Here is a 22,862-nt window from a genome sequence, read left to right on the forward strand (position 1 = left end):
ATAGGTTGTTAGTTATGCGCTAGAATTCAGAAAATACCTCTTAGCTAATTCCAGCGCACCTATCGGCACGGCATCTTCTCCCAAACCTGCCAGCCTGATTTGAGGCCCTGGAAGAAAGGCTTCCATTAAAAAACCTGGCAAGGCTGCTGATACAGCTTGCTGTAAAGATTCGCCCAGCAAAGATAATCCACCTCCTAGCACAATCACATTCGAGTGGAATAAATGTACTACATGCGACAAACCAAAAGCAAGATCGGTGGCTACTTCCTGTAAAATCTGAATAGCCAGTGCATCCTGTTGTGCCAGGGCAGAGGCTAAAAATCTGGCTTCGCCGGAGCTCACTTGTGCAGTTAAAGTATGAAGTAAACTATTGGGATGTTGCTGTACGGCCTGCCGTATTTTTCTATCCACCGCCCAGCCGGAACAAGCCGACTCAATCGTCGTTCCTTTCCGGTCTAGCCGGATATGGCCTATTTCTGCTTCTCCCGGTAATGCACCATGATAAATTTGTTTGTTTACAATTAGTCCTCCGCCTATGCCACTACCTATTGTGACGTAAAAAACAATAGGAAATTCGATGCCTGCCCCATATACCGCTTCACCCAGTGCAGCTACATTGGCATCATTTTCCACCACAACCGGAACCTGGCTCATATTTTCCAGCCAGCTGCGCATATCAAATCCAGACCAGCCAGAAATCTGATGAGAAACACAAATTTTACCAGCCTGCCAGTCTACCGGACCGCCAAAACCAACTCCAATTGCCGATGGTTTTGCAGAGGAAACCAACTCAGGTAAGGTAACTTCAATTTGCTGTTGAATGCCAGCAGCACCTTGTGTTTTGTCTATAGGTAAGCAGATTTTTTGAAGAATGGTACCAGGTTCATTTCCGGCTACCATCTGGAGTTTGGTGCCTCCGATTTCAATTCCCAGAAAACTCATATAAAGGATTTAAGCTTCTGCTCTTAATATCTATTTCAAAAACAGATGGAGAAAAAAATCCCTCTCCATTTTGGAGAGGGATACAAGAGAGATATTATAGTTCTTCTATCATCAGTTTGCGCCAGCGTACTTTAATACCGCCGCCATCATGAATCTGCAGGGCAATAGAACCATTAGCAGCGCCGATTTTTGCGTCTTTCAGATCAACCATCTGGTTGCCATTGAGCCAGGTTGTTACCTGATCGCCTTTTGCTCTGATCTTTAATTCATTCCATTCACCCATTTTCAGGAATTTTTCTTTTTCTTCCGGAATCTGTACCAGCCATTCCCTGCCATACGATTCGTAAATTCCACCAGTATCATGGTTTGGGGGAGCAACTTCTACCTGCCAGCCGCTTATTTTGGTGCCTTCGATGCTGGAGCGGAAAAACACCCCACTGTTTCCATTCGATTCCTGTTTAAACTCCAGGGTTAGCTCAAAATCTTTGTAAGGTTTATCTGTAGCCAGGTATCCATATTGCTTATCTGGTCCGCTTTCGCAAACAAGATCACCTTTATCAACATACCACTTTTCAGTACCATATATTTTCCATCCGCTCAGGTCTTTTCCATTAAACAGCGATACTTTCTTTATTGTAAAGGAAGGATGTATCCAGGCAACACTAAGGGCAATGGTAACAATTAACAGGCAGAGGTATTTAATTTTTACTTGGGATATACTTTTCATTGTAAACAGTTTATAAGTGATAAATGGTAAAGATTATAATTCTTTGATTTTGATATTACGGTAGTAAACGGTTGCCCCGTGGTCCTGTATGCCGATATGGCCTTTTTTGTTGGCACCATAGTCTTTGTAGGGAGCAAACTTGGTTTTTTTTACCTGGTCTTTCCATTCCTGGGAATTGAAGTCATAGGATACCGTTTGTTTGCCATTCAGCCAGTGTTCAACTTTTCCGTTGTTCACCACAATGCGTCCTTCATTCCATTCACCGGCAGGCTTGGAATAATCAGCCGGAGCCGCATGAAAATCATAATTATCTCCGGTGCGGTGTTTGTCCATATTAAAATTGGGATCGTTTTTTCTGGCCCAGCCTGCATTATCAATTACCTGGTATTCCGGGGCAGAGTGCCAGCTGGGTGTATTGGGTACTTCTTTCACCCGGTATAGTACGCCGCTATTGGCTTCCGGTGTATAGTCGAATTCAAATTTGAGGTCGAAGTTCTCATACTGGTTTTCAGTAATAATATCCCCGCCGCCTTCTCCTTCGGTTTTAGATGCCAAAACGGAAAGTGCCCCATCTTTTACTTCCCAGCCTTTTTCAGGAAACGTTTTTTTAGTATACCCTCTCCATCCGGCTGTGGATTGTCCGTCGAACAGCAATTTCCAGCCATCTGCTTTTTCCTGATCAGTGAGTGTATTAAGGGCCGCTGTATTGGTAGCACCTGCGGGAACGTCGCCGGTAGCTGTAGTGCCTACAGGAGTGGTAGGTGTAGTGGAAGTATCAGAAGCAACAGCCGTAGTATCTGTTTGTGAGTCGGATTTCTGCCCGGAATCACAGGCAGTAGCCATAAAAAATGCTGTTATAGCCAGGCCGGTTTTAAAGGATGAATACATACATCTCAGGTAGTAAGGTTTTATCTTCTTTATTCAAAGTAGCTGGTATGGATCAGAATAATGAGGCATCAATATAGGAAAATTCACTAAACAAAGACAGGTTTGTATTATTTTTCTGACAGTGTATATCATACCCCGGTCAAGGTCAAGAGAAAACAAATAATGGTACTAAACACAGGGAAGTGAACCTGGAAGGTATATTTTCCTGCTATCCTCTCAATCGTATTGCTACTTATGATAACAAACTCCTGGACTTTTTTCTGTTCTGATGCATCCATTGGAAAACGCCGGTACTCCAAAGCGCCCAGACAATCAGCACGGGCTGGAAGAACAGGCGGGCAAATCTTTTCTGGTCGGTATCCAGGCCAAATGCATCAATCCCATTCAGGTATTGTGATATATTACCAGGAAATACAGCTACATAAAATGCCGCCAAAGCGATACCGGTTTTAACTTTGTGCTTTGGAAGAAACACCATGGCCCCTCCTAAAGCCACTTCTGCCACACCAGATACGATCACCACCAGATCCTCATTCAAGGGCACCCAATCAGGTACCTGTGCCTGAAATTCCTTCCGCTTAAAAGTAAGATGACCTATACCTGCCAGCAACATAAATAGTCCTAAACCTATGCGGCATATGTTCTGGGTGGTAGATGTATGAGGAGAATTCATAAACAAAGATGGTTCAAAGGGTTAATGAATAAATTTTATTCTTTAACTCTGGAAACTGTAAGAAGGTTAACCAGAGAATATTTTGCAGCGTAATTTTATTTCCTGGCGAGGAGATGCTTTACCAAAAGCAGGCCAGGGTAGGTGAAAGGAGGGTGATGCAGCAGAGTCAGGGATGTACATTCATCTGCTTAGGATTAAGCTGGCCAATAGGCTCACCTATAATTGTATAGTAATGCTGATTGCTAACAGGAAGGCCCTCTTTTATTGAACTGCGTCCAGGCTTTCTGAATAGATTCCTGATCTGCTTCCTCTGTGGTTTGTGATGTTCCGCTGACATCCGTCTGTAAAGATGTGGCCAGTTGTCTGGCCTTCTGAGCAAGGTAGTTTTTGATGGCTTCTTCGCCCAAGGCTTGTACCAGCGCATCATCTATTTCCACTTCTATCTTCATTAGTGTCTGGTTTGCTAGATGTATTATGATAAATATTTGTTGTCATATGAGCACTAAAACTGTCGTCTTAATTAGCCCTATGTTGGATCGACTTATTTGTTGAGATACTTATTATTAGCTTATTAGCTATGAAATTATTTATATTTCCCATTGCTTGCTTCCGTACTCTTCATCTCCTCGTATTAAATGTACTTTTGTATTTACCTCAAAATGGTCGTGAAATAACCCACTATGAATAGTACAACTTTTTTTACTGTAACTGAATGACTTGAACAAAGTCAAACCACTTAAATACATGCAGTTAATACTATGAGGAACTAGCCTATAATTAGTGAACCTTTCTTTGATTTTTCTCTCAAGCTTTATAAAATATTCTTTGTATTCTGAATAAGGAGAAACTGTCATAGAATTGATTGCTTCAAAATATTGTAATTTATCTTCATCATCCAAATTAGAATATGCTTCTTGTCCTTTATAGGTTTCTTTTTCAAGTGTAAGCGTAGTATAATCAAGACCATATATACTGTAAAAAGGACATAGTAGGCTAATGGCAAAATGCAATTCTTTATAAACGGTTATATTATCGAATAACTTTTCCTTTAACTTAATATATGCACTGAAACAAGGAGAATTTCCATAGGTTGTTCCTATGACTTCTTTTTTGAACTCATCCTTTAAAAAGTCTAAAAAAGTTATCCAATCCTTTCGATAACTTTCTTCATTATGTATATTTTCTAACAAGATTTTTTCTAACTCCCGTAAGCCAGGATAACTTTGATACGATGCAGAATCTTCATCATTTTGGAAAATGCCTAATGGATAATATTTTTTAATAGCTTCATAGATGGGCCAATAATTGTAGGTTTCTGTATCGAATGTGAAATTCTTTTTCATAATTCAACTAGCCTCATAAAAGCTAATATACAAATAGAAATAACTTATTTCTGCCTTGCTCCCAGCCAGCGTACATAAGCAAGCAAGGGCTTAAATTCTTCCTGGAGAATGATGTTGCCGAAAGCAGGCATCCGGGTTCCGGGATGTACACTACCGGGATTTTTAATAAAAGCTTCCAAACTGGCATCGTCCGGAAAATCAGCATGAGCTTTACGCAGGTCTGCTACGCCTATGCCATCTTCTCCATGACAAGCCTGGCAACCATATCTGGCATATACTTGCTTTCCTGTGGCCAATATATCAGTTGTGTTAACTTTAGTAACAGGCATTGTATTCCGTTTTACTTTATTTCGCACCGCTGGAAGGGTTTGAATATAGGCATATATGGCGCCTGCTTCTTCTATACTCAGTGCATTGTAATTAGGCATGGGAAAGGTAATAATCCGGTTGCCAGGTGCTGTACTTTCCCGGATGGCTTTTATAAATTCCCCTTCTGTCCAGCTGCTAATGCCGGTTTCCTTGTCCATCGTCAGGTTAGGTACATGTACTGTTTTTCCATCCAAACTTTTTAGTTTGGCACCGCCTGACATATATCCTTTCGATTGTTCCGGTTCCTCCTTATTAATGCTCACCATACTTTTGGAATGACATTCATAACATCCCAGAATACGAACCATATATTTCCCATACGCTACTTTATCAGTCAGGCTTGGGGTGGCAATAGCTTGCGTTGGATAAGGCGATGGCCTGATTTTAAAACGGAAAGCCATTTTTGCAGGCGCACTGTATCTGGATTCCGGACTTTCTACATCGGCAGCCTGCACCATTTTATCAGGCGAATGTTTGAGATACGCAATAATAGCTTGCAGATCCTGGTCGGAGATACCGGGTTTTGCCATAATGGGCGACAAATATCCCCGGTGATTAATGCCTGTTCGCAGCAAATAGGCCAGTTGTCCATCAGTATAGGTGCCAGTTCCGTTGTGTGGGTGCTGGGTGATGTTTTTAGAATATAAGGTTCCCATAATTTTAGGCACATCTGCCAGTTGTTTTCCGCTTAACTGTCCTGTAACAGGATTGGTATGACAATCGGCACACATCATCGTAACAAGCGCTTTTCCTCTGGCCAGGAAGGGTTCTGTTGCCTGCACCTGTAAAGGGATAGTTTCAGCTGAGTATCTGGGAACACTACAGGAAATAGAAAAGCAACAAGCAAAAGCTGTTAAACCAAAGGGTATAGCCCTTTTTAAAAACCGGGTAAACATGTAATAGACTACTAATGAATAAATATGCGGGCAAAATGGGCGTTTTTAGAAAGCCATCCAATGAATTTTATATGAACGGAAGGAAAATTTATTTCTTCTTATCAATTCATTGTTTCCACTGAATCAGAGACTGGTCCACTATTCTTATTCTTTCAAAGAATTAATATTTTCTATAGGATTTTACTATCCTCCTATTTTTAATTACATCTTCTGTGGACTAATAATATCATCTGCTTACTCAAAGGCTTGCCTTTTTGATAGGTTTGCGCTTTGCAAAGGTAGAATTACTATGATATGCATTTTATAGGATTTCTACCTTTCTTCACCCTGATGCAAAATAGGCTTTATGAATATTAAAATATTACTTTTTTGTCTGTTTCAATTCTTCTTTCTTTTCAATACCTCACAGGCTCAATATGTATATGAATGGCAGATAGGGGCACAGGGAATAGCTCAGTTTACCGGCCCTGGTGGTCTAGCGCTTGACCAGCAGGGTAATATGTATGTAACAGATCAGCATATCAACTGTGTGTATAAGGTATCGGGTAGTGGCCAACTTCTATTGAAGTTTGGTTTTTTCGGTACTGGCGATGGACAATTTTACGAACCAACCGGTGTAGCCTTGGATAAACAAGGAAATATTTATGTAACTGATTACTATAATAACAGAGTTCAAAAGTTTAATCCAGAGGGAGAATTCCTTTTAAAGTTTGGTGTTCATGGGATAGGCAATGGAGAATTTTATTATCCTGAGGACATAGAGGTAGATGTACAGGGTAATGTGTATGTAACTGATTTCTGGAATAACAGAATTCAAAAATTTAATCCGGATGGGCAATGGCTGACATCTGTAGGTTCCTATGGCAGTGGAGATTATCAATTTATAAGCCCTAGAGCATTAGCTTTCGATCAGCAGGGCAACCTGTATGTAGCAGATAGAAACTGCATCCGGAAATTTAATTCGGATGGCCAGTTTATTATGAGGTTTGGGTCACAGGGTACAGGCATTGGGCAGTTCCAATCTTCTAAGGATATAGAGATAGATGCAGAAGGCAACACGTATATTACTGATTCATACAATAAGATTCTGAAATTTTCTAGCACAGGTGATTTTCTTGCTAGTTTTGGTACCAAGGGAAAAGAAGAGGGCCAGTTGGATAGACCGACTGGAATAGCCCTGGATGCAAAGGGTAATATCTACGTAGCCGATCGATGGAACCATAGGGTTCAACAATTTAATTCAGCAGGAGCATTTGTTTCAGTAGTAGGCGAACCTAAGAAAGGTTCGGGACAATTTTTTACCCCTTTAGATGTAGCACTAGATGAGCATAACAATATCTATGTGGCCGACCGGGGTAACCATCGCATCCAAAAGTTTGATGCAGCAGGAAATTTTGTTTTTGCTTTTGGATCGGAGGGCATTGATAATGGCGAGTTTACCTATCCTAATAGTGTGGTTGTCGATAAGCAAGGCAATATTTATGTATCCGAAGAAAACGATAGGATTCAAAAATTTAATGCCCAGGGAGAATTTCTTGCTAAGTGGGGCAGTGATGGCTCTGCAGATGGGCAGTTTAAAAATCCTCATGGACTTGTATTAGATAAAGAAGGAAATATATATGTGGCGGATCAATATAACCACCGGATTCAAAAGTTTTCCAGTAATGGCGATTTTCTGTCAAAGTTCGGTTCGAGTGGCTCTGCAAATGGACAGTTTGCCTACCCTGCTCATATAGCTATAGATTCACAAGGCTCAATCTACGTAGCAGACCAGGAGAATCACCGGATTCAAAAGTTTAGTAATGATGGTGTTTTTCTCTCTAAGTTTGGTACCAAAGGCTCAATTGATGGGCAGATGACTTATCCAATAGGTATAACCATCGATAGTGAAGATCATATCTATGTGGCAGATGCTGGTAATCACCACATTCAGCAATTTAATTCCAATGGAGACTTTATTTCAAAAACTGGCACCCATGGTTTCAGCAATGGACAATTATTTGCGCCAATGGGCTTAACAATAGATGCTCAGGGTAGTATTTACGTGGCTGATGCATATAATCATCGTGTACAAAAATTTAGTTTGGCGCCTCAGATCAGCCTGAGAAACGGCATTACTCCTGTTGAAAATAATACAAGTTTTAATATCGGAGAAACCCATTACCTGCATGCCATTGATACTGCTTTCACGATTGATAATACAGCTGGGAAAGGCATATTGAAAGTAGCTAATCTAATTTTACCTCAGGGATTCACGCTTGATAGTACATTTCCGGAAAGTATTGAAGCCGGAACTACTGCTTCTTTCACTTTAAAATTATTAGCTGATAAAGTAGGTAGCTATACAGGTAATCTTTCGTTTTCAACCAATGACCCGGATAACAAGCTCTATCAGGTTACGCTTAGCGGCCTGATAACAAAAGCAGAACAACAAATTAGTATCAATGCCTTGGCAGATAGAACGTATGGTGATGCGCCTTTCACCTTAACAGGTAATTCAAGTTCCGGACTTGCCTTAACATTTTCAATGGTTTCAGGACCTGCTACACTAGAGGGTAATGTACTAACTTTAACCGGAGCCGGAGAAGTTACGCTTCTGATCACACAGGCGGGAGACAATTATTACAAGGCCGCCGAATTGCATAAAACTTTTTTGGTTAAAAAAGCAAATCAAATAATTCATCTGGATTCAATTCCTGTAAAAACGTATGGCGATTCATCTTTTACATTACCCTTAACTACTTCTGCCGGCCTTCCTATTACCTATACCAGTTCGAATGCAGCAGTAGCTACAATATCAGCTAATCATATTGCGATTGCAGGCGTAGGCACTACTATAATTACTGCTAACCAGGCCGGAAATGATAATTATAACCCGGCGGAAACTGCAAATCAAACCTTGCAGGTAAATAAATCTTTTCAAAAAATTCATTTTGATCACCTGGCCGATCAAATTCTGGCAGATTCTACTTTTCAGATTATTGCCAATGCAAGCTCCACACTTCCAGTAAATCTGATGATAGTTTCTGGTCCTGCTTCACTGGTAGATAATACATTAAAAATGACTGGAATCGGTGAAGTAATTATTAAAGCATCACAGTTAGGAAATGTCAACTATTGGCCTGCAGAAGAGGTAATTCAGCGTTTTTGTATTCTGCCCATCAAGCCTGTTATCACAGCTACTAATAATAACCTTAGTTCTAGCAGCCTTGTAGGCAATCAGTGGTATCTGGATGGAGAAGCAATAGAGGGAGCTACTGAGTGGATGTTATCAGTAAGTAAAGAAGGAAGGTATCAGGTATCTGTTGCAGGGCCTTGCGGTCAGGCAATTATGTCTGAGCCATTCCTGGTTAAACTTTCTGCTTTAGATGAATATCTAACTGATTTGGTAAAAGTTTATCCAAATCCTGTTCTTGAGCATTTAAAAGTTGAAATACAGGACGATATGAGAATACTGTATGCTCAGATCGTAAATTCATCTGGAAAGGTGCTTACTTATATAAAAACGAACGGAGTAAATAATATAAATTTCTCTATAGGAAACCTCAAACAAGGAATGTACATTTTAGAAATGTATACAAGCAAAGGAACAGTCAGAAAAAAAATTATCAAACAATAAGTGATTATCCCTGTATTTTATCAAGCTTACTCATAAGCGGTGATCAGCTATTTTGGACTGTCAGCATAGAATGTAATGCTGAAATAGAGTTTTCAGCAGTTGTTTTATTATTTAAGCATAGTAATAAACTTCATACAAACTTAATAGTCAGATAATACCCAGTTTATGTACCCAGCGTATTTTTATAAGGATGATTCAGAAAGACTCATCTGATGTTGTAAAATTATAATGATACCGCTATGAAAACCTTCCGTAAAACTTATCAGTTTGTGCAGGAAAGACTATTTATCCTGCGGCTTGCTATTTTGTATGCACCTTTAAAATTCTACATCAAACGTGCGTTTCACCTGTTCTGACCAACTTACCGCATATTGAACACAAACACATTTCGCGTCCATCAACCTGCTAAAAACTTTATTGCTGAGCAAACCATAACGATCAGATTCATTTCTGAGTGGTTTGCTTTTTTGTAACCATACCAAGTACATGAAAATTTTATATGCCATACAAGGCACCGGAAATGGGCATCTGAGCCGGGCAAGAGATATTATTCCTATTCTCGAAAAAAAAGGAGAACTGGATGTTCTCATCAGTGGCACACAGGCAGACGTATCTTTGGACTATCCTATCAAATACCGTTTTAATGGCCTGAGCTTTGTATTCGGGAAAAAAGGAGGCGTAGATTTTAAAAAAACTTTTTTACAGGCCGATACCAGGAAGTTTTATAAAGAAATCGCCCGTTTGCCTCTGGAAGGCTATGGTTTGATTATCAGCGATTTTGAACCTGTTTCCGCCTGGGCTTGTAAAGTAAAGCGAAAATTGTGTATCGGCTTAAGCCATCAGAGTGCCGTACTTTCTCCAAATGCGCCCAAACCTGAAAAAGATGATAAGCTGGGAAGACTTATTCTCAAAAATTATGCACCGGTGAATGTCCAATATGGCTTTCATTTCAACCATTTCGACTCAGCTACTTTTACCCCCGTGATCCGCAGGCAGATCCGCCAGCTGGAAGTAAGCGACCAGGGACATTATACAGTGTATCTGCCAGCTTATGATGATGAAAGGCTGTACAATATCCTGAGCCAGTTCAAACAAGTAAAATGGCAGGTATTTTCCAAACACAATAAAAATGCATTTCAACTCGGGAATGTATCTATACAACCATTAAGCAATGAAGCGTTTATTCAAAGCATGGCTTCCTGCACAGGTATTTTGTGTGGTGCCGGTTTTGAAACACCGGCTGAGGCTTTGTTTCTGAAAAAGAAACTGATGGTAATTCCGATGAAAAATCAATACGAACAGCAATGCAATGCGGCTGCTCTTAAACAAATGGGGGTGCCGGTGATTAAAAAGCTGCACCTCAAATATGCTCCCCTTATATACGACTGGCTCGAACAAGGCCAGATTATTCCTGTAGATTATCCCGACATGACCGAACAAATTATAGATCAGATTATCCATACGCATTATACCCCTGCCATTCCATCTATAGATTATATGTGGGAACAATCCTACAAGTTAATCCCTTCTAAATAAAGCATGGGTATACACTTTTCTCAACCGGCTCAGCAGGCGGCCGGATTTGCCTTACGTAGATCAGATTTTGGTGAAAATTTTAAATGGGGCGTTTCTGTTGCCGCTTACCAGGTGGAGGGTGCCCATACGGTAGACAAAGGACCTTCTATCTGGGATGTGTTCAGCAACAAACGGGGCAATATCTATCTCAACCATCATGGCAATATTGCCTGCAATTTTTACAACGGCTACCGCGACGACCTGCAACTGATGCGGAGCCTGCACATTCCCAATTTCCGCTTTTCTTTAGCCTGGTCCAGAATTATGCCTACCGGAAGGTATCCGGTAAACCAGAAAGGCATCGATTATTATAATTACCTGATCGATCATTGCCTGGAATTGGGAATAGAACCCTGGGTCACGTTGTATCACTGGGATTTGCCCCATGCCCTGGAATTGAAAGGCGGCTGGACCAACCGGGATATTATCGGCTGGTTTAAAGACTTTGTGGAAGTGTGCGTAAAAAACTTTGGCGACCGGGTACGCTATTGGATGGTGCTTAATGAACCCATGGTGTTTACCGGAGCCGGGTATTTTCTGGGTATTCATGCCCCAGGCAAACGGTGGATGAAAAATTTTATTCCAGCGGTTCATCATGCTGCCTTATGCCAGGCAGAAGGAGCCAGGGTAGTAAAAAGCTTGCGGCCACAGGCAGAAGTAGGTACCACTTTTTCCGGTTCCCATATAGAGCCTTACCGGCATACTGAAAGAGATAGAAAAGCTGCCCAACGGATAGATGCGCTGCTTAACCGCTTGTTTATTGAACCCAGCCTGGGTTTGGGATATCCTGTTGCTGATCTGCCTTTTTTGAAAAGAATCGATAAGTATTATAAATCTGAAGATGATCACTTGCTTCCTTTCAATTATGATTTTATTGGCGTACAGGTATATACCAGAGAGATGGTTTCGCATACCTGGCTGATGCCCTTTATCAATGCCGACCTGGTAAAAGCCAATAAACGTAAGGTACCCACTACGCTGATGAACTGGGAAGTATATCCTGAATCCATTTATCATTTGCTGAAACAATATGCCAGGTATGAGGACATCAAAAAAATATATGTCACTGAAAATGGCGCTGCTTTTACAGATACCGTGCAGGATGGTGCAGTACACGATCCACAAAGAAAACAATACTTACAAGATCATATTACCCAGGTATACCGGGCAAAAGGGGAAGGCGTACAGGTAGAAGGCTATTTCATCTGGACGTTTACAGATAATTTTGAATGGGCCATGGGCTATCATCCCCGGTTTGGTATTGTATATGTGGATTTTGCTACCCAGCAACGCATCATTAAATCATCCGGCCACTGGTACCGGGATTTTTTGAAAGAGTAAATTCTTAAAGCAGCTTACTATAAAAATATAAAAGCCCGGAAGAGCCAGGCTTTTATACACACTATAAACAATAAACACCACTAGATCTACATTCCTGAAGGCAGAATTACTTTGTCAATCACGTGGATTACGCCATTGGAAGTTGGAATATCGGCTTTGGTAACATTGGCATTTTCTACCATCGCTTTGCCGCCTTTCAGGCTTACTTTAGCTTCTTTTCCGTTCACAGTTTTGGCTTTCTGGCCATCTTTCAGATCGGTAGATTTTACATTGCCGCTCACCACATGATAAGTTAAAATAGATACCAGTTTCTCTTTATTTTCTGGTTTTAACAGACTTTCAAGGGTTCCGGCAGGTAAAGCCGCGAATGCTTCATTGGTAGGTGCAAACACGGTGAAAGGACCATTGCCACTCAGTGTTTCTGCCAGGCCTGCTGCTTTAATTGCTGATACCAGCGTACTAAAATCAGGATTTGCCGAAGCTGTTTCTACAATGTTTTTGGATTGTCCAAAAGAACTTGTCAGGCTTACACAAAAGGCGAAAGCCATGGCAACTAATAAGGTTACTTTTTTCATATAGTTTTAATTGGTTTGTTAATAGCATCATAACAAGCCGGTTGGACTATTGTTTAAAAATAAAGTTTGAAACAAAACAGGCATTTTGTAGTTGTGGCGGCTTTTATTCAAGTATAACACCATAATAAAAGGAGAACGGGTTCGCATATTCATACCAAAATAAAAATAGAATGCGTGGCAAAACTAATCTTCTGTTTAGAGGTATTTCTCCTCCAGGGCCGGAGAGGCCCCGCTTTTACATCCGCCACTTCTATACAACCCACGCATAGCCTGTGCTGACCCAAAGGTTGTATAAGGTGGCTTCTGCAAAAGCTGTTGTTATTAACATGCAATTTGGTTTCTATTTCAGTATTAGTAGCCGGTAATTTAAAATTGCCTGTTCTTATAGGTTCAAGCACTCCTGTTTTTATTTGCTGCAACTATTCCCTATCCTTCCCGTAATTAAAAATCCATCAGGTAGTGTGTTGAATAAAGCTGGCTACCTGTAATTATATTTTTTAGTCATTTTTGTTATTCAGCTCATGATGAAAATGGCCTTTAGTGAATAGCTGCTGTTTAGAAACGGCGTTTAAATCAATTCTCAATTTTAATGTATTCAACCCTATGACAAACCAGGAAATTCAGGAAAAATTAAAAAGTTTGAGTAACCAGTCGGCCTATCCGTCGGTTTCCATATTATTACCCCTTGAAAACGAGCGTACACCTACTTTTGTAGCGCCCGAACACAAACTGAAAGTGCTGGTGCAGGAAACTTATCAGCGGCTCAGCAATATAGAAGATGAACAGGCCCTGCAAACCATCCGTCAGAAACTCGATAACATAGCCGAAAATATCAAGTTCGACAATGGTGATAAAAGTATGGGCATATTTGTGTCGCCCGATCATGAAGAGGTAATCAAGCTTCCGTTTTCCGTAGAAAGCAATGTATTCATCGGAGATAATTTTCAGATCAGGGACCTGGTGCAGGTACGCAACCAGTTGAACGAATACCTGGTATTGATGATCAGTGAAAAAAAAGTACTGGCGCTCCGTGGCAGTGGCCCCAGTTTATCTGTCATTCAGGTTCCGGAAATGCCAGCCAGCATGGCCGAACAGGAAGTTCCCGGCGCTGCCTTGGATACCAACGAAATTGAAGATGCTATAGATACTTCTGTAGAGCCTGACGCTCCATCGCCCAAAGGCCAGGCCGACGAAGATGCCAATTCCAACCAGTCGTCTATTCAGGGAGTTAGCTATGATGAAAAACAAAGGCCCTATCTGACAAAAATAGATCAGGCTTTGGGTAAATACCTGACGCAGGAAAGCCTGCGGGTGGTACTCGTAGGTGTAGATAAAAAGATCAGCCATTTCCTTAAATTCTCAAAAAATGAGAACAAGGTAATCGGAACTGTAAACGGCAATTATGATTATGCGCCTCCGCAAACCATTTCTGAACTGGTATGGCCGGTGGTACAAAATAAAATGCAGGAAGAAAAAGAAAACCTGCTTTCTGAATTACAGGAATCTGTAGGGCGTAATCTATATGTAAGCGGCATTGATGCTGTATGGAAAGCTGCCTTTGAAGGACGGGTACGCACTTTATTGATTGAAGAAAATTACCAGGTGCGTGGACTAATTCTCGATGAAGGCTACTCTCTGTCTTTGGACGTTCCGGATACTTATAATGGCCCAGGCCGTATTGCAGAAGATGCTGTAGACGATCTGATCGAACTGGTGATGAGCAAGGCAGGAAATGTGGTTTTTGTGGAAAATGGAAAACTTGGAGATCATCAGCAACTGGCGGCTATTACCAGGTATTAAGTTCGTTGATAGTTGTTAGTGGGAACAATCTAATTGATTTAGTAAAGATAAAAGAAATATACTTTCTTAGGTTTTTTTAAAAATTAATAACCAAAAGCTAACAGCAAAAAAATAACCCTATTCGCTTGCCACAGCAATAGGGTTATTTTTTTGCTTTTTTCTTTCAGTTTTATAAAAAACTATCACAAAATCTTATAAAAAACGTATTTTTAACACAAATAGCCACATAGGCTTTCTTTTTTAATTCATGTCTACACAAACATATCATCAGCCTGTATTACTTTCCGAATGTATAGAGGGTTTGCAGATTCAGCCGGGAGGGGTGTATGTTGACCTTACATTTGGCGGAGGGGGGCATTCCAGAGCGATACTTGACAAGCTGGAAGGAGGAAAATTATATGCTTTCGATCAGGATGCAGATGCCAAAGAAAATGCAAAAGAGCTCAGGCGAAAAGAATTTACGCTGATTGAAGCTAATTTCCGGCATTTGCGTCGTTATCTAAAATTATACAACGTCCGGCAGGTAGATGGCATTCTGGCCGACCTGGGGGTATCTTCGCATCAGATCGATTCGGCAGAACGGGGATTTTCAACCCGTTTCCAGGCAGACCTCGATATGCGTATGGACCAGCAAGCCAGCCTGACAGCGAAAACGATTGTAAATACCTATCCGGAAGCAGAACTGCATAAGATTCTGGGTATGTACGGGGAAGTAAAAAATGCCCGTACCCTGGCAGCAGCCATAGTAAAAGAACGTTTTTCAAAACCTGTACAAACAGTAAATGATCTGAAGAACATTCTCAATAAATTTGCCCCCAGAGGACGTGAAAATAAATATTATGCGCAGGTATTTCAGGCTTTGCGGATTGAAGTGAACGAAGAACTCAGGGTGCTGGAGGAAATGCTGGAACAAACGGCTCTTGTATTAAAACCGGGAGGCCGACTGGTTGTACTTTCCTATCATTCCCTGGAAGACAGACTGGTGAAAAACTTTATCAATAAAGGCAAGTTCAGTGGGGAAGTAGAGAAAGATATGTATGGCAATTTTCAGGTTCCTTTTAGGGCAGTAAATAAAAAACCAATAGAAGCCAGTGAAGAAGAAATTGCCGGAAACAACCGGGCCAGAAGCGCCAAACTCAGAATAGCGGAGAGATTAGAAGATAGTCAATAATATACACCAAGGATAGAATTTAGACAGACAGAAGGTTATAAAGGAAAAATAAGCTTTACCCTATAATTCTGAATTATATTATTCAGTATTTTTTAATGACCAACAATTAAGTGAACATAAATGGCAACCAATACATTTAAACAGGCTGCAAAACCAAAACAACCGGCGGCAAGTCCACGGAAGAAAGGGAATAGTTTTTTTAAGCTGATCGAAAACTATGTAAAGCTGGGGATTATTTTTGAAAATGGCCTGCCGGTTCGCTATATTCCCTACATTTTATTTACGGCTGCCTTAGGTATATTCTATATCGGCAATATTCATTATGCCGAAAAAACAGTGCGTAAACTCGATAAACTGAAAGTAGAGGTAGATGATCTCCGGGCTGAATATATTACCATCCGGGCCAGTTACGAGTATGATGGCAAGCAGTCGGAAGTAGCCCGTAAAGTAGCACCCATGGGATTGTATGAAAGTGCGGTGCCACCTTATAAAATTATGTTGAAAAAAGAACAAGAATAGTTATAGATTGTAAGATTGTAAGATTGTAAGATTGTAAGATTGTAAGATTGTAAGATTGTAAGATTGTAAGATTGTAAGATTGTAAGATTTTCTATTAGCAGTTAGTTTTAAATGTTCAAATTTTATAATCTTCTAATTTTTGATTTATGAATATTTAAATCTTCTTAATTTTCTGAATGCTAAATCAATTCCGCTGTGAATATTAAGAATTCAATACTGGTTAGAGTCCGCATTGCATTTTTGCTGGTTGCCCTCTTTTCCATGGCAGTAGGAGCTAAAATGTTTCACCTGCAATGGGTAGAAGGCGATCACTGGCGGAAGCAGGCGCAGGCAAAAACCATTAATTTCCGCAAAGTAAAAGCTACCAGAGGTAATATCTATTCCGATGATGGAAACCTGCTGGCTACTTCAGTGCCTTTCTACAAACTGGCCATAGATCCCAGCGTGCCGGATAATAAACTATATAGAAGTGGAATCGATTCACTGGCCTACCTGTTGTCGGTACATTTTAAAGACAAAACGCCGGAAGAATATAAGCGGAAGATCAATGATGCCCGGCATGGTAAAAAGAAATACCTGATGGTAAATCCCCGCATGATTAACTACCAGACCAAAAAGATGATGGAAGATTGGCCGATTCTACGGGCAGGGAGGTACAAAGGAGGCGTTATTTTTGAGCGAATAGACAGGCGTTTTAATCCATTTGTGGCCTTAGGTACCCGTACCATCGGATACGTGAGTCAGGAAAGCAGAGGAATCGTAGGTTTGGAAGCCAGCTTTAACCGCCAGCTTGCCGGAAAAGACGGACAAGCCCTGTTTCAGCGTATGGCCGGAGGTGGATGGAAACCTTTAAATGATGATTCGGAAGTTCCGCCAGAGCAGGGTTGGGATATTCAAACCACGATTGACATTAATCTACAGGACGTAGCCGAAGCCGCTTTACACCGGGCATTAAAAGACCATGAAGCCAATTATGGATGTGTGGTATTGATGGAAGTAGCGACCGGAGAAATTAAAGCGATGGTGAATTTAGGCCAGCAGAAAAATGGAAACTATGCCGAAACCTATAATTATGCCGTTGGTCAGCAGGGACGTACCGATCCTGGTTCTACTTTTAAATTGCCCACGATGATCGCCTTGCTGGAAGAAACCAGCCTGGAACCTACGGATAGTATAGATACCGGCAATGGTACTTTCCGGTATAGTGGAGCTGTAATGAACGATGCTAAACCCGGGGGGTATGGAAAAATTACTGTTCAGGAAGCTTTTGAACATTCGTCTAACGTGGCCTTTGTGATGATGATGCGCGAACATTTCCGCACCAAGCCACAGCGGTTTATTGATTATCTGCAATCATTTGGGTTAACCAAATCCATGGGTTTCCAGATGCTGGGCGAAGCAGAACCGTATATCAAACGTCCGGAAGACAAAACCTGGAGTGGTATTACCTTGCCCTGGATGGCCGTTGGGTATGAATCCAAAATCTCGCCTTTGCACATACTTGCTTTTTACAATGCGGTAGCCAATAATGGAAAAATGATCCAGCCTATGATTGTAAAAGAGGCCCGGATTGCAGATAATGTAGAAGAAATGTACCAGCCCAGGGTGATCAATGAAAAAATCTGCTCTGACCGGACATTGAAGAAAGTGAGGAAAATGCTGGAAGGCGTAGTAGAACACGGTACAGCAAAAAGTATACGCAACAGCGATTATAAAATTGCAGGTAAAACAGGTACTTCCCAAAAATTGAAAGAAGGACGATACACCAGAGAGTATTATACTTCATTTGCAGGCTATTTTCCAGCGGATAATCCCAAGTATAGCTGTATTGTCGTAATTGATGGGCCTAAGGGTTACCGGCAGTATGGGGCAGAAGTAGCTGCTCCCGTTTTTAAAGAGATTGCTGATAAAGTATATGCCCGGGATATTCAAATGCACAAACAACTACCCCGTAAAGCCTGGGAGGATGACAAAGGTATTTTTCCGATGGTAAAAGCCGGATACTTCGAAGACCTGCGGTATTTGTGCAATGAAATGGGTATTTCTAACCACACCCGTGATACCGAAGAATGGGTAGTCGCCAATGTAAGCAACCGTTCTATCAGCTGGAAAAGCAAACAATACCTTCCCAACCAGGTGCCGGATGTAAGCGGCATGACTTTAAAAGATGCCTTATATATTCTGGAAAATAAAGGCTTGCGGGTGAATGTAAAGGGACATGGAAGGGTTATTTCTCAATCCCAGCGTCCGGGAAGTTCAGTGCTGAGAGGTAGCAGTATTGATGTGGTATTAGGCTCCTGAATTTTTTGTAGTTACTCTCTTGAAAAATCAGCTTGCTATTCTGTTTGTCTATCCAAGTGGCAATGAACAGATGTCGTTGGGCAGTAAAAGTAAGCTTTTCGTCTACAAAGTGAGCCGACTATAGTACCAGGGTTGTCTTTTCTGTATTTTAGTGTAAGAAAGCAAGCATCCCTATGCAGACTCTGGATAATCCATTCATTTTCTCTAATCAGCCCAGCTACCGGATTGCCAGGCATTTGCTGTTCTGGGGCGTATGGTGGCTGTTTTTTACAATTATTTACAGCAGCAAACCTATATCGGTAAGCCTGACAGAAATCCGGCTGTATAGAGTATCTTTTGGCATTTCAGCGGTGGAAGCCCTGTTATATATGCCTATTCATATTATTTACAGCTATGCGATCATTTATTTTCTGATTCCCACTTACTTGCTCCGCAACCGATACCTAAGTTTTCTGGCTGGAGTGGTTATATTTACCCTTCTGGCAGCCATTATCTCTCACCTGATCACCTATCTGTTAATTACGCCTTACCGTGTGAGCCAGGGTACACCGCCACCTTTGAGCAGTTTCTTTTTCGGATTGATGGCAGGGCTCCGGGGTGGTTTACAAACCGGCGGTTTTGCAGCAGCCATTGTATTGCTGAAACATTTTTTTCTGAAACAACAGGCCAACCAGCAACTAGAACGCGAGAAGTTAACAGCAGAATTACAGCTACTCAAATCACAGGTTCATCCGCATTTTTTGTTCAATACACTCAATCATTTATATGCCTTAACACTTACTAACTCGAGGCTGGCACCAGAGGTAGTAGTTAAACTATCGGGTTTGCTCAGTTATATGCTCTATGAATGCAATGCACCTAAGGTATTGCTCACTAACGAAGTAAAACTTATTCAAACCTATATCGAACTTGAAAATATGAGATATGGGGAGAGAGTGGATATTTCGGTGAATGTACGAGGAAATGCAGCAGATAAACTCATTGCGCCTTTACTGCTGATTCCATTTATTGAAAACAGTTTTAAACACGGCGTAAGCGAGCAACTTGACCAGGCCTGGATCAGCCTGGATATTCTGGTAAAAAATGATATGCTGACTTTTAAACTTATTAATAGTACTCCTGAGTATGAAAAGCCATATAACCCTGAAAACAACCATTCGGAAAGAATAGGCTTGAAAAATGTGAAAAAGCGTTTAGATTTAATCTATCCCGGCCAGTATGAATTAAAAATAAGTGCGGAAGGAGAAATATTTATGGTGACGCTCAGCTTGACACTGGAACCATTGGAACAGTCAGCTTCGAAAGCAACGCCTGCCTATCAATTGTAATACTGGTCACCAGTCATTTGCCAGGAGTCAGCAAGAATATAAAAACAAGCCATACTGATTTTTAACTAACGACTATTGACTGCCAACTTATTAGCTATGAAAATCCGCTGTTTACTGGTAGATGATGAACCTCCGGCCTTACAGGTGCTCCGGGCACATATAACGGCTGTTCCTATGCTGGAGCTGGTTGCTCAGTGCCAGAATGCCATTGCTGCCTTTGAAGTGTTACAAACCCAGCCGGTCGATCTGATGTTTCTGGATATTAAAATGCCTAAACTGCTGGGAACAGATTTTCTGAAAACCCTCCGTAATCCGCCTAAAGTGATTTTTACTACTGCCTACCGGGAATATGCCCTGGAAGGTTTTGACCTGGATGCGGTAGATTACCTGCTCAAACCCATATCTCTGGAACGTTTTATTAAGGCAATTGCCAAGGTATACAAACTGGAAAATCACGAACCGCTGCCAGCTCAGCCGAAAGAGATATATCATCCTGCCCATGAAGCGTTTCTCTATTTCCGCATCGACCGCAAAATGGTAAAAGTGCTCCTCCATGACATTTTGTATGTGGAAAGCCTGAAGGATTATGTAAAGATTGTAACTAAAAGTAAACAACTGGTGGCCAAACAAACCATTACTTCTCTGGAAGAAATGTTGCCGGGAGAAAAGTTTTTGCGCATTCACCGTTCCTTTATTATCGCTGCCGACAAAATAGAATCCTATACCCCACATCAGCTCACAATTGCCGGCAAAGAACTTCCCATTGGCCGGAATTACAAGCACGAAATCTTCAAGAGCTTAAAACTGGCTGTAGAATAAACAATATAGATTTTGCGGAATATACCTGTCAACTTGGTTCTAATAGCCCGACTGTTTATATAGTCTCATCTGTAATCATAGGAAAGAATATAAATGCGTATTGCCGATTACAGCTTTTGCAGGAGCCACCCTATATGTAATTACTAATAACCAATTACGAATTGTAGATATATCATCTCTCATTAGTAATTCGTAATTAGTAATTGATTAAGGCCTCTCTGGCCCTGGAGGAGAAGTGCTTCTACTCACAATATCAATTCTAATGAAAATATCATTTTTATCTTGATATTATTTCTCTCCTGCAATCTGGTTTTCAATTGTAGCCGTAGGTATGCACAAACATTCATGATCAGGTTTAATGCCAGGCAATGGCCTATTATGAGATGTATCAATTATTTTATTTTTTTAAAACTAAACCTATGACAAAAAATTTGAAAAACATGAACAGAAAGGAGGCCAACCAGCCAAGCCCAATCAGCCGCCGACTGTTCTTCAGCTATGCAGGAACTTCTGCTTTAACCGCCACCTTGGTATTATCAGGTTGCAAAGACGATGAATCGGGAATGCCCGTAGATATGGGTGTGGATCTGGGAAGCGGAGATATTGGTGTATTAAATTATGCCTATGCGCTTGAACAATTGGAGGCCGCATTTTATACACAAGTCATCCAGACTAAATATAGCGGGATTACCGCTGAGGAAGAACAAATTCTGACTGACCTCAGGGACCACGAAGTAGCCCACCGTGACTTTTTTAAAGCAGCCTTAGGCTCCGCGGCGATTGCAAATCTGGAAGTTGATTTCAGTAAAGTTGACTTTACCAACCGTACTAGTGTGCTTTCAACCGCTAAAACCTTTGAAGACCTGGGTGTATCAGCGTATAATGGTGCCGGACAACTCCTGACAGATCCAAATCTATTGCTGATTGCCGGTAAAATTGTATCGGTAGAAGCCCGTCATGCAGCAGCCATTCGTTCCCTGATCAATCCAAAATCGGCTGATTTTTCCGGAGATGATGTAGTAGATACCAACGGACTGGATGGGCAGATGTTGCCTGATAAGGTACTGATGCTGGCAAGCCCGTTTGTCAAAACTAAAATTAACGCAAGTAACCTACCTACACCTTAATTAAACCTGGAAGAATCATTATGAATATTCTAAAAATATTAGAAAATATAGAAAAATTTGATGCCGATGTATATGACCGCCTCAATTCCCGGCGCAATGCATTCGCTTCCGCTGGCAAGTTCGGTGTAAAAGTAGCCCTTGCTTCTTTGCCGCTTGCCTTGGGCTCGATGTTCAAAAAAGCCTATGGCCAGTCATCAACCAGCATTCTGGATGTACTTAACTTTGCCTTGACCCTGGAATATCTGGAAGACGAGTTCTACAAAGCAGGACTAGCTTCTCCAACAGCGATTCCTGCCGATGTAAAAGCCGTTTTTACGCAAATTGGCAAACATGAAACTGCGCACGTAAACTTACTGAAAGGAGCCATTACAGGCGCAGGGGGTACACCGGTTAACAAGCCTACCTTTGATTTTACAGCTGGCGGCGCATTTGCCGATGTACTCACCAATCCTATGACATTTATGGCTGTAGCCCAGGCATTTGAAGATACTGGTGTGCGTGCCTATAAAGGACAGGCCGGTAATCTGATCAGCAATAATACTGTGTTAACCACGGCGCTACAGATTCATTCGGTGGAAGCCCGTCATGCAGCAGAAGTAAGAAGGCTACGTGGGCAAAAAGGATGGATCACCGGAAATGACCGGGGAAACATGCCTGCTGCTACGCAAGCCGTATATAATGGCGAAGAAAATGTGAAACAAGGAGCTGTAAACGATGTAAAAACAATTACCTCTGCGCCGGTCTCTGCTATCACAGAAGGTTTTGATGAACCCCTTAGCAAAGACGAAGTTCTGGCTATTGCAGGTTTATTTATTGTGGGTTAGTTTGCATACCAAACCCGTCCTGTTT

At 41.3% G+C, this 22,862-nt stretch carries 19 protein-coding genes; 11 read left to right on the top strand and 8 right to left on the bottom strand.

Translation table 11 applies throughout. The annotated features are described in order from the left end of the window. Positions 1-12: 12 nt before the first annotated feature. The 7 genes from GXP67_RS23660 to GXP67_RS23690 all read right to left on the bottom strand — a co-directional run bounded on the left by GXP67_RS23660 (position 13) and on the right by GXP67_RS23690 (position 5,838). The gene (locus GXP67_RS23660; protein WP_162445404.1) at positions 13-942 is read right to left on the bottom strand and encodes an ROK family protein; all 930 of its coding nucleotides are present in this window, start codon (positions 940-942) and stop codon (positions 13-15) included. A gap of 94 nt (positions 943-1,036) precedes the next feature. After that, a complete protein-coding gene (locus tag GXP67_RS23665; RefSeq protein ID WP_162445405.1) occupies positions 1,037-1,669 on the bottom strand; it encodes a 3-keto-disaccharide hydrolase in 633 nt (210 codons plus the stop codon). 33 nt (positions 1,670-1,702) lie between these two features. After that, positions 1,703-2,557, bottom strand: a complete 855-nt coding sequence (locus GXP67_RS23670) for a 3-keto-disaccharide hydrolase (protein WP_162445406.1) — start codon at positions 2,555-2,557, stop codon at positions 1,703-1,705. A gap of 232 nt (positions 2,558-2,789) precedes the next feature. Further along, a complete protein-coding gene (locus GXP67_RS23675) occupies positions 2,790-3,230 on the bottom strand; it encodes a DoxX family protein (protein ID WP_162445407.1) in 441 nt (146 codons plus the stop codon). Positions 3,231-3,472: 242 nt separating this feature from the next. Then, on the bottom strand, positions 3,473-3,679 hold the full coding sequence (locus GXP67_RS23680; protein ID WP_162445408.1) for a hypothetical protein: 207 nt from the start codon (positions 3,677-3,679) through the stop codon (positions 3,473-3,475). A 138-nt stretch (positions 3,680-3,817) separates the two neighbouring features. Next, positions 3,818-4,573, bottom strand: coding sequence for a hypothetical protein (locus GXP67_RS23685; protein WP_162445409.1), 756 nt, complete (start codon positions 4,571-4,573; stop codon positions 3,818-3,820). A 44-nt stretch (positions 4,574-4,617) separates the two neighbouring features. Then, positions 4,618-5,838, bottom strand: a complete 1,221-nt coding sequence (locus GXP67_RS23690) for a cytochrome c (RefSeq protein WP_162445410.1) — start codon at positions 5,836-5,838, stop codon at positions 4,618-4,620. Positions 5,839-6,184: 346 nt separating this feature from the next. On the opposite strand from GXP67_RS23690, the gene GXP67_RS23695 reads away from it, so the two are divergent. The 3 genes from GXP67_RS23695 to GXP67_RS23705 all read left to right on the top strand — a co-directional run bounded on the left by GXP67_RS23695 (position 6,185) and on the right by GXP67_RS23705 (position 12,373). Then, positions 6,185-9,457: a 6-bladed beta-propeller gene (locus GXP67_RS23695; protein ID WP_162445411.1), complete on the top strand. Its 3,273-nt coding sequence runs from the start codon at positions 6,185-6,187 to the stop codon at positions 9,455-9,457. Positions 9,458-9,943: 486 nt separating this feature from the next. Continuing rightward, positions 9,944-10,993 carry a glycosyltransferase family protein gene (locus GXP67_RS23700; RefSeq protein ID WP_162445412.1) on the top strand — a complete coding sequence of 350 codons (1,050 nt, stop codon included), beginning with the start codon at positions 9,944-9,946 and terminating at the stop codon, positions 10,991-10,993. A 3-nt stretch (positions 10,994-10,996) separates the two neighbouring features. Beyond that, a complete protein-coding gene (locus tag GXP67_RS23705) occupies positions 10,997-12,373 on the top strand; it encodes a GH1 family beta-glucosidase (protein ID WP_162445413.1) in 1,377 nt (458 codons plus the stop codon). 86 nt (positions 12,374-12,459) lie between these two features. Here GXP67_RS23705 and GXP67_RS23710 read toward each other — a convergent pair whose 3' ends face one another. Beyond that, entirely contained in the window at positions 12,460-12,948 is a 489-nt protein-coding gene (locus GXP67_RS23710) for a fasciclin domain-containing protein (protein WP_162445414.1), read from the bottom strand. 603 nt (positions 12,949-13,551) lie between these two features. Between GXP67_RS23710 and GXP67_RS23715 the strand changes: the two genes are divergently transcribed. From GXP67_RS23715 to GXP67_RS23750, 8 genes are all read left to right on the top strand, one after another. Next, the gene (locus tag GXP67_RS23715) at positions 13,552-14,748 is read left to right on the top strand and encodes a baeRF3 domain-containing protein (RefSeq protein ID WP_162445415.1); all 1,197 of its coding nucleotides are present in this window, start codon (positions 13,552-13,554) and stop codon (positions 14,746-14,748) included. Positions 14,749-14,995: 247 nt separating this feature from the next. Then, entirely contained in the window at positions 14,996-15,919 is a 924-nt protein-coding gene (gene rsmH, locus GXP67_RS23720) for a 16S rRNA (cytosine(1402)-N(4))-methyltransferase RsmH (RefSeq protein WP_162445416.1), read from the top strand. 120 nt (positions 15,920-16,039) lie between these two features. Continuing rightward, complete coding sequence (locus tag GXP67_RS23725; RefSeq protein ID WP_162445417.1) at positions 16,040-16,438, top strand: FtsL-like putative cell division protein; 399 nt, start codon at positions 16,040-16,042, stop codon at positions 16,436-16,438. Between the two features lie 195 nt (positions 16,439-16,633). After that, complete coding sequence (locus tag GXP67_RS23730; RefSeq protein WP_162445418.1) at positions 16,634-18,739, top strand: PASTA domain-containing penicillin-binding protein; 2,106 nt, start codon at positions 16,634-16,636, stop codon at positions 18,737-18,739. Positions 18,740-18,912: 173 nt separating this feature from the next. Continuing rightward, positions 18,913-20,067: a sensor histidine kinase gene (locus GXP67_RS23735; protein ID WP_162445419.1), complete on the top strand. Its 1,155-nt coding sequence runs from the start codon at positions 18,913-18,915 to the stop codon at positions 20,065-20,067. A gap of 96 nt (positions 20,068-20,163) precedes the next feature. Beyond that, positions 20,164-20,886 (top strand): LytR/AlgR family response regulator transcription factor, encoded by a 723-nt coding sequence (locus GXP67_RS23740; RefSeq protein ID WP_162445420.1) that lies wholly within the window; start codon positions 20,164-20,166, stop codon positions 20,884-20,886. 419 nt (positions 20,887-21,305) lie between these two features. Beyond that, positions 21,306-22,013: a ferritin-like domain-containing protein gene (locus GXP67_RS23745; RefSeq protein ID WP_232064549.1), complete on the top strand. Its 708-nt coding sequence runs from the start codon at positions 21,306-21,308 to the stop codon at positions 22,011-22,013. Positions 22,014-22,033: 20 nt separating this feature from the next. Next, positions 22,034-22,837, top strand: coding sequence for a ferritin-like domain-containing protein (locus GXP67_RS23750; protein WP_162445421.1), 804 nt, complete (start codon positions 22,034-22,036; stop codon positions 22,835-22,837). Positions 22,838-22,862: the final 25 nt, after the last annotated feature.

The sequence above is a fragment of the Rhodocytophaga rosea genome (assembly GCF_010119975.1).
GTDB lineage: Bacteria > Bacteroidota > Bacteroidia > Cytophagales > 172606-1 > Rhodocytophaga > Rhodocytophaga rosea.

Bases quoted from the DNA above. Each gene is read 5' to 3' on its own strand.
- GXP67_RS23660 (WP_162445404.1), bottom strand. From the start codon at position 942: ATGAGTTTTCTGGGAATTGAAATCGGAGGCACCAAACTCCAGATGGTA.
- GXP67_RS23665 (WP_162445405.1), bottom strand. From the start codon at position 1,669: ATGAAAAGTATATCCCAAGTAAAAATTAAATACCTCTGCCTGTTAATT.
- GXP67_RS23670 (WP_162445406.1), bottom strand. From the start codon at position 2,557: ATGTATTCATCCTTTAAAACCGGCCTGGCTATAACAGCATTTTTTATG.
- GXP67_RS23675 (WP_162445407.1), bottom strand. From the start codon at position 3,230: ATGAATTCTCCTCATACATCTACCACCCAGAACATATGCCGCATAGGT.
- GXP67_RS23680 (WP_162445408.1), bottom strand. From the start codon at position 3,679: ATGAAGATAGAAGTGGAAATAGATGATGCGCTGGTACAAGCCTTGGGC.
- GXP67_RS23685 (WP_162445409.1), bottom strand. From the start codon at position 4,573: ATGAAAAAGAATTTCACATTCGATACAGAAACCTACAATTATTGGCCC.
- GXP67_RS23690 (WP_162445410.1), bottom strand. From the start codon at position 5,838: ATGTTTACCCGGTTTTTAAAAAGGGCTATACCCTTTGGTTTAACAGCT.
- GXP67_RS23695 (WP_162445411.1), top strand. From the start codon at position 6,185: ATGAATATTAAAATATTACTTTTTTGTCTGTTTCAATTCTTCTTTCTT.
- GXP67_RS23700 (WP_162445412.1), top strand. From the start codon at position 9,944: ATGAAAATTTTATATGCCATACAAGGCACCGGAAATGGGCATCTGAGC.
- GXP67_RS23705 (WP_162445413.1), top strand. From the start codon at position 10,997: ATGGGTATACACTTTTCTCAACCGGCTCAGCAGGCGGCCGGATTTGCC.
- GXP67_RS23710 (WP_162445414.1), bottom strand. From the start codon at position 12,948: ATGAAAAAAGTAACCTTATTAGTTGCCATGGCTTTCGCCTTTTGTGTA.
- GXP67_RS23715 (WP_162445415.1), top strand. From the start codon at position 13,552: ATGACAAACCAGGAAATTCAGGAAAAATTAAAAAGTTTGAGTAACCAG.
- rsmH (WP_162445416.1), top strand. From the start codon at position 14,996: ATGTCTACACAAACATATCATCAGCCTGTATTACTTTCCGAATGTATA.
- GXP67_RS23725 (WP_162445417.1), top strand. From the start codon at position 16,040: ATGGCAACCAATACATTTAAACAGGCTGCAAAACCAAAACAACCGGCG.
- GXP67_RS23735 (WP_162445419.1), top strand. From the start codon at position 18,913: ATGCAGACTCTGGATAATCCATTCATTTTCTCTAATCAGCCCAGCTAC.
- GXP67_RS23740 (WP_162445420.1), top strand. From the start codon at position 20,164: ATGAAAATCCGCTGTTTACTGGTAGATGATGAACCTCCGGCCTTACAG.
- GXP67_RS23745 (WP_232064549.1), top strand. From the start codon at position 21,306: ATGACAAAAAATTTGAAAAACATGAACAGAAAGGAGGCCAACCAGCCA.
- GXP67_RS23750 (WP_162445421.1), top strand. From the start codon at position 22,034: ATGAATATTCTAAAAATATTAGAAAATATAGAAAAATTTGATGCCGAT.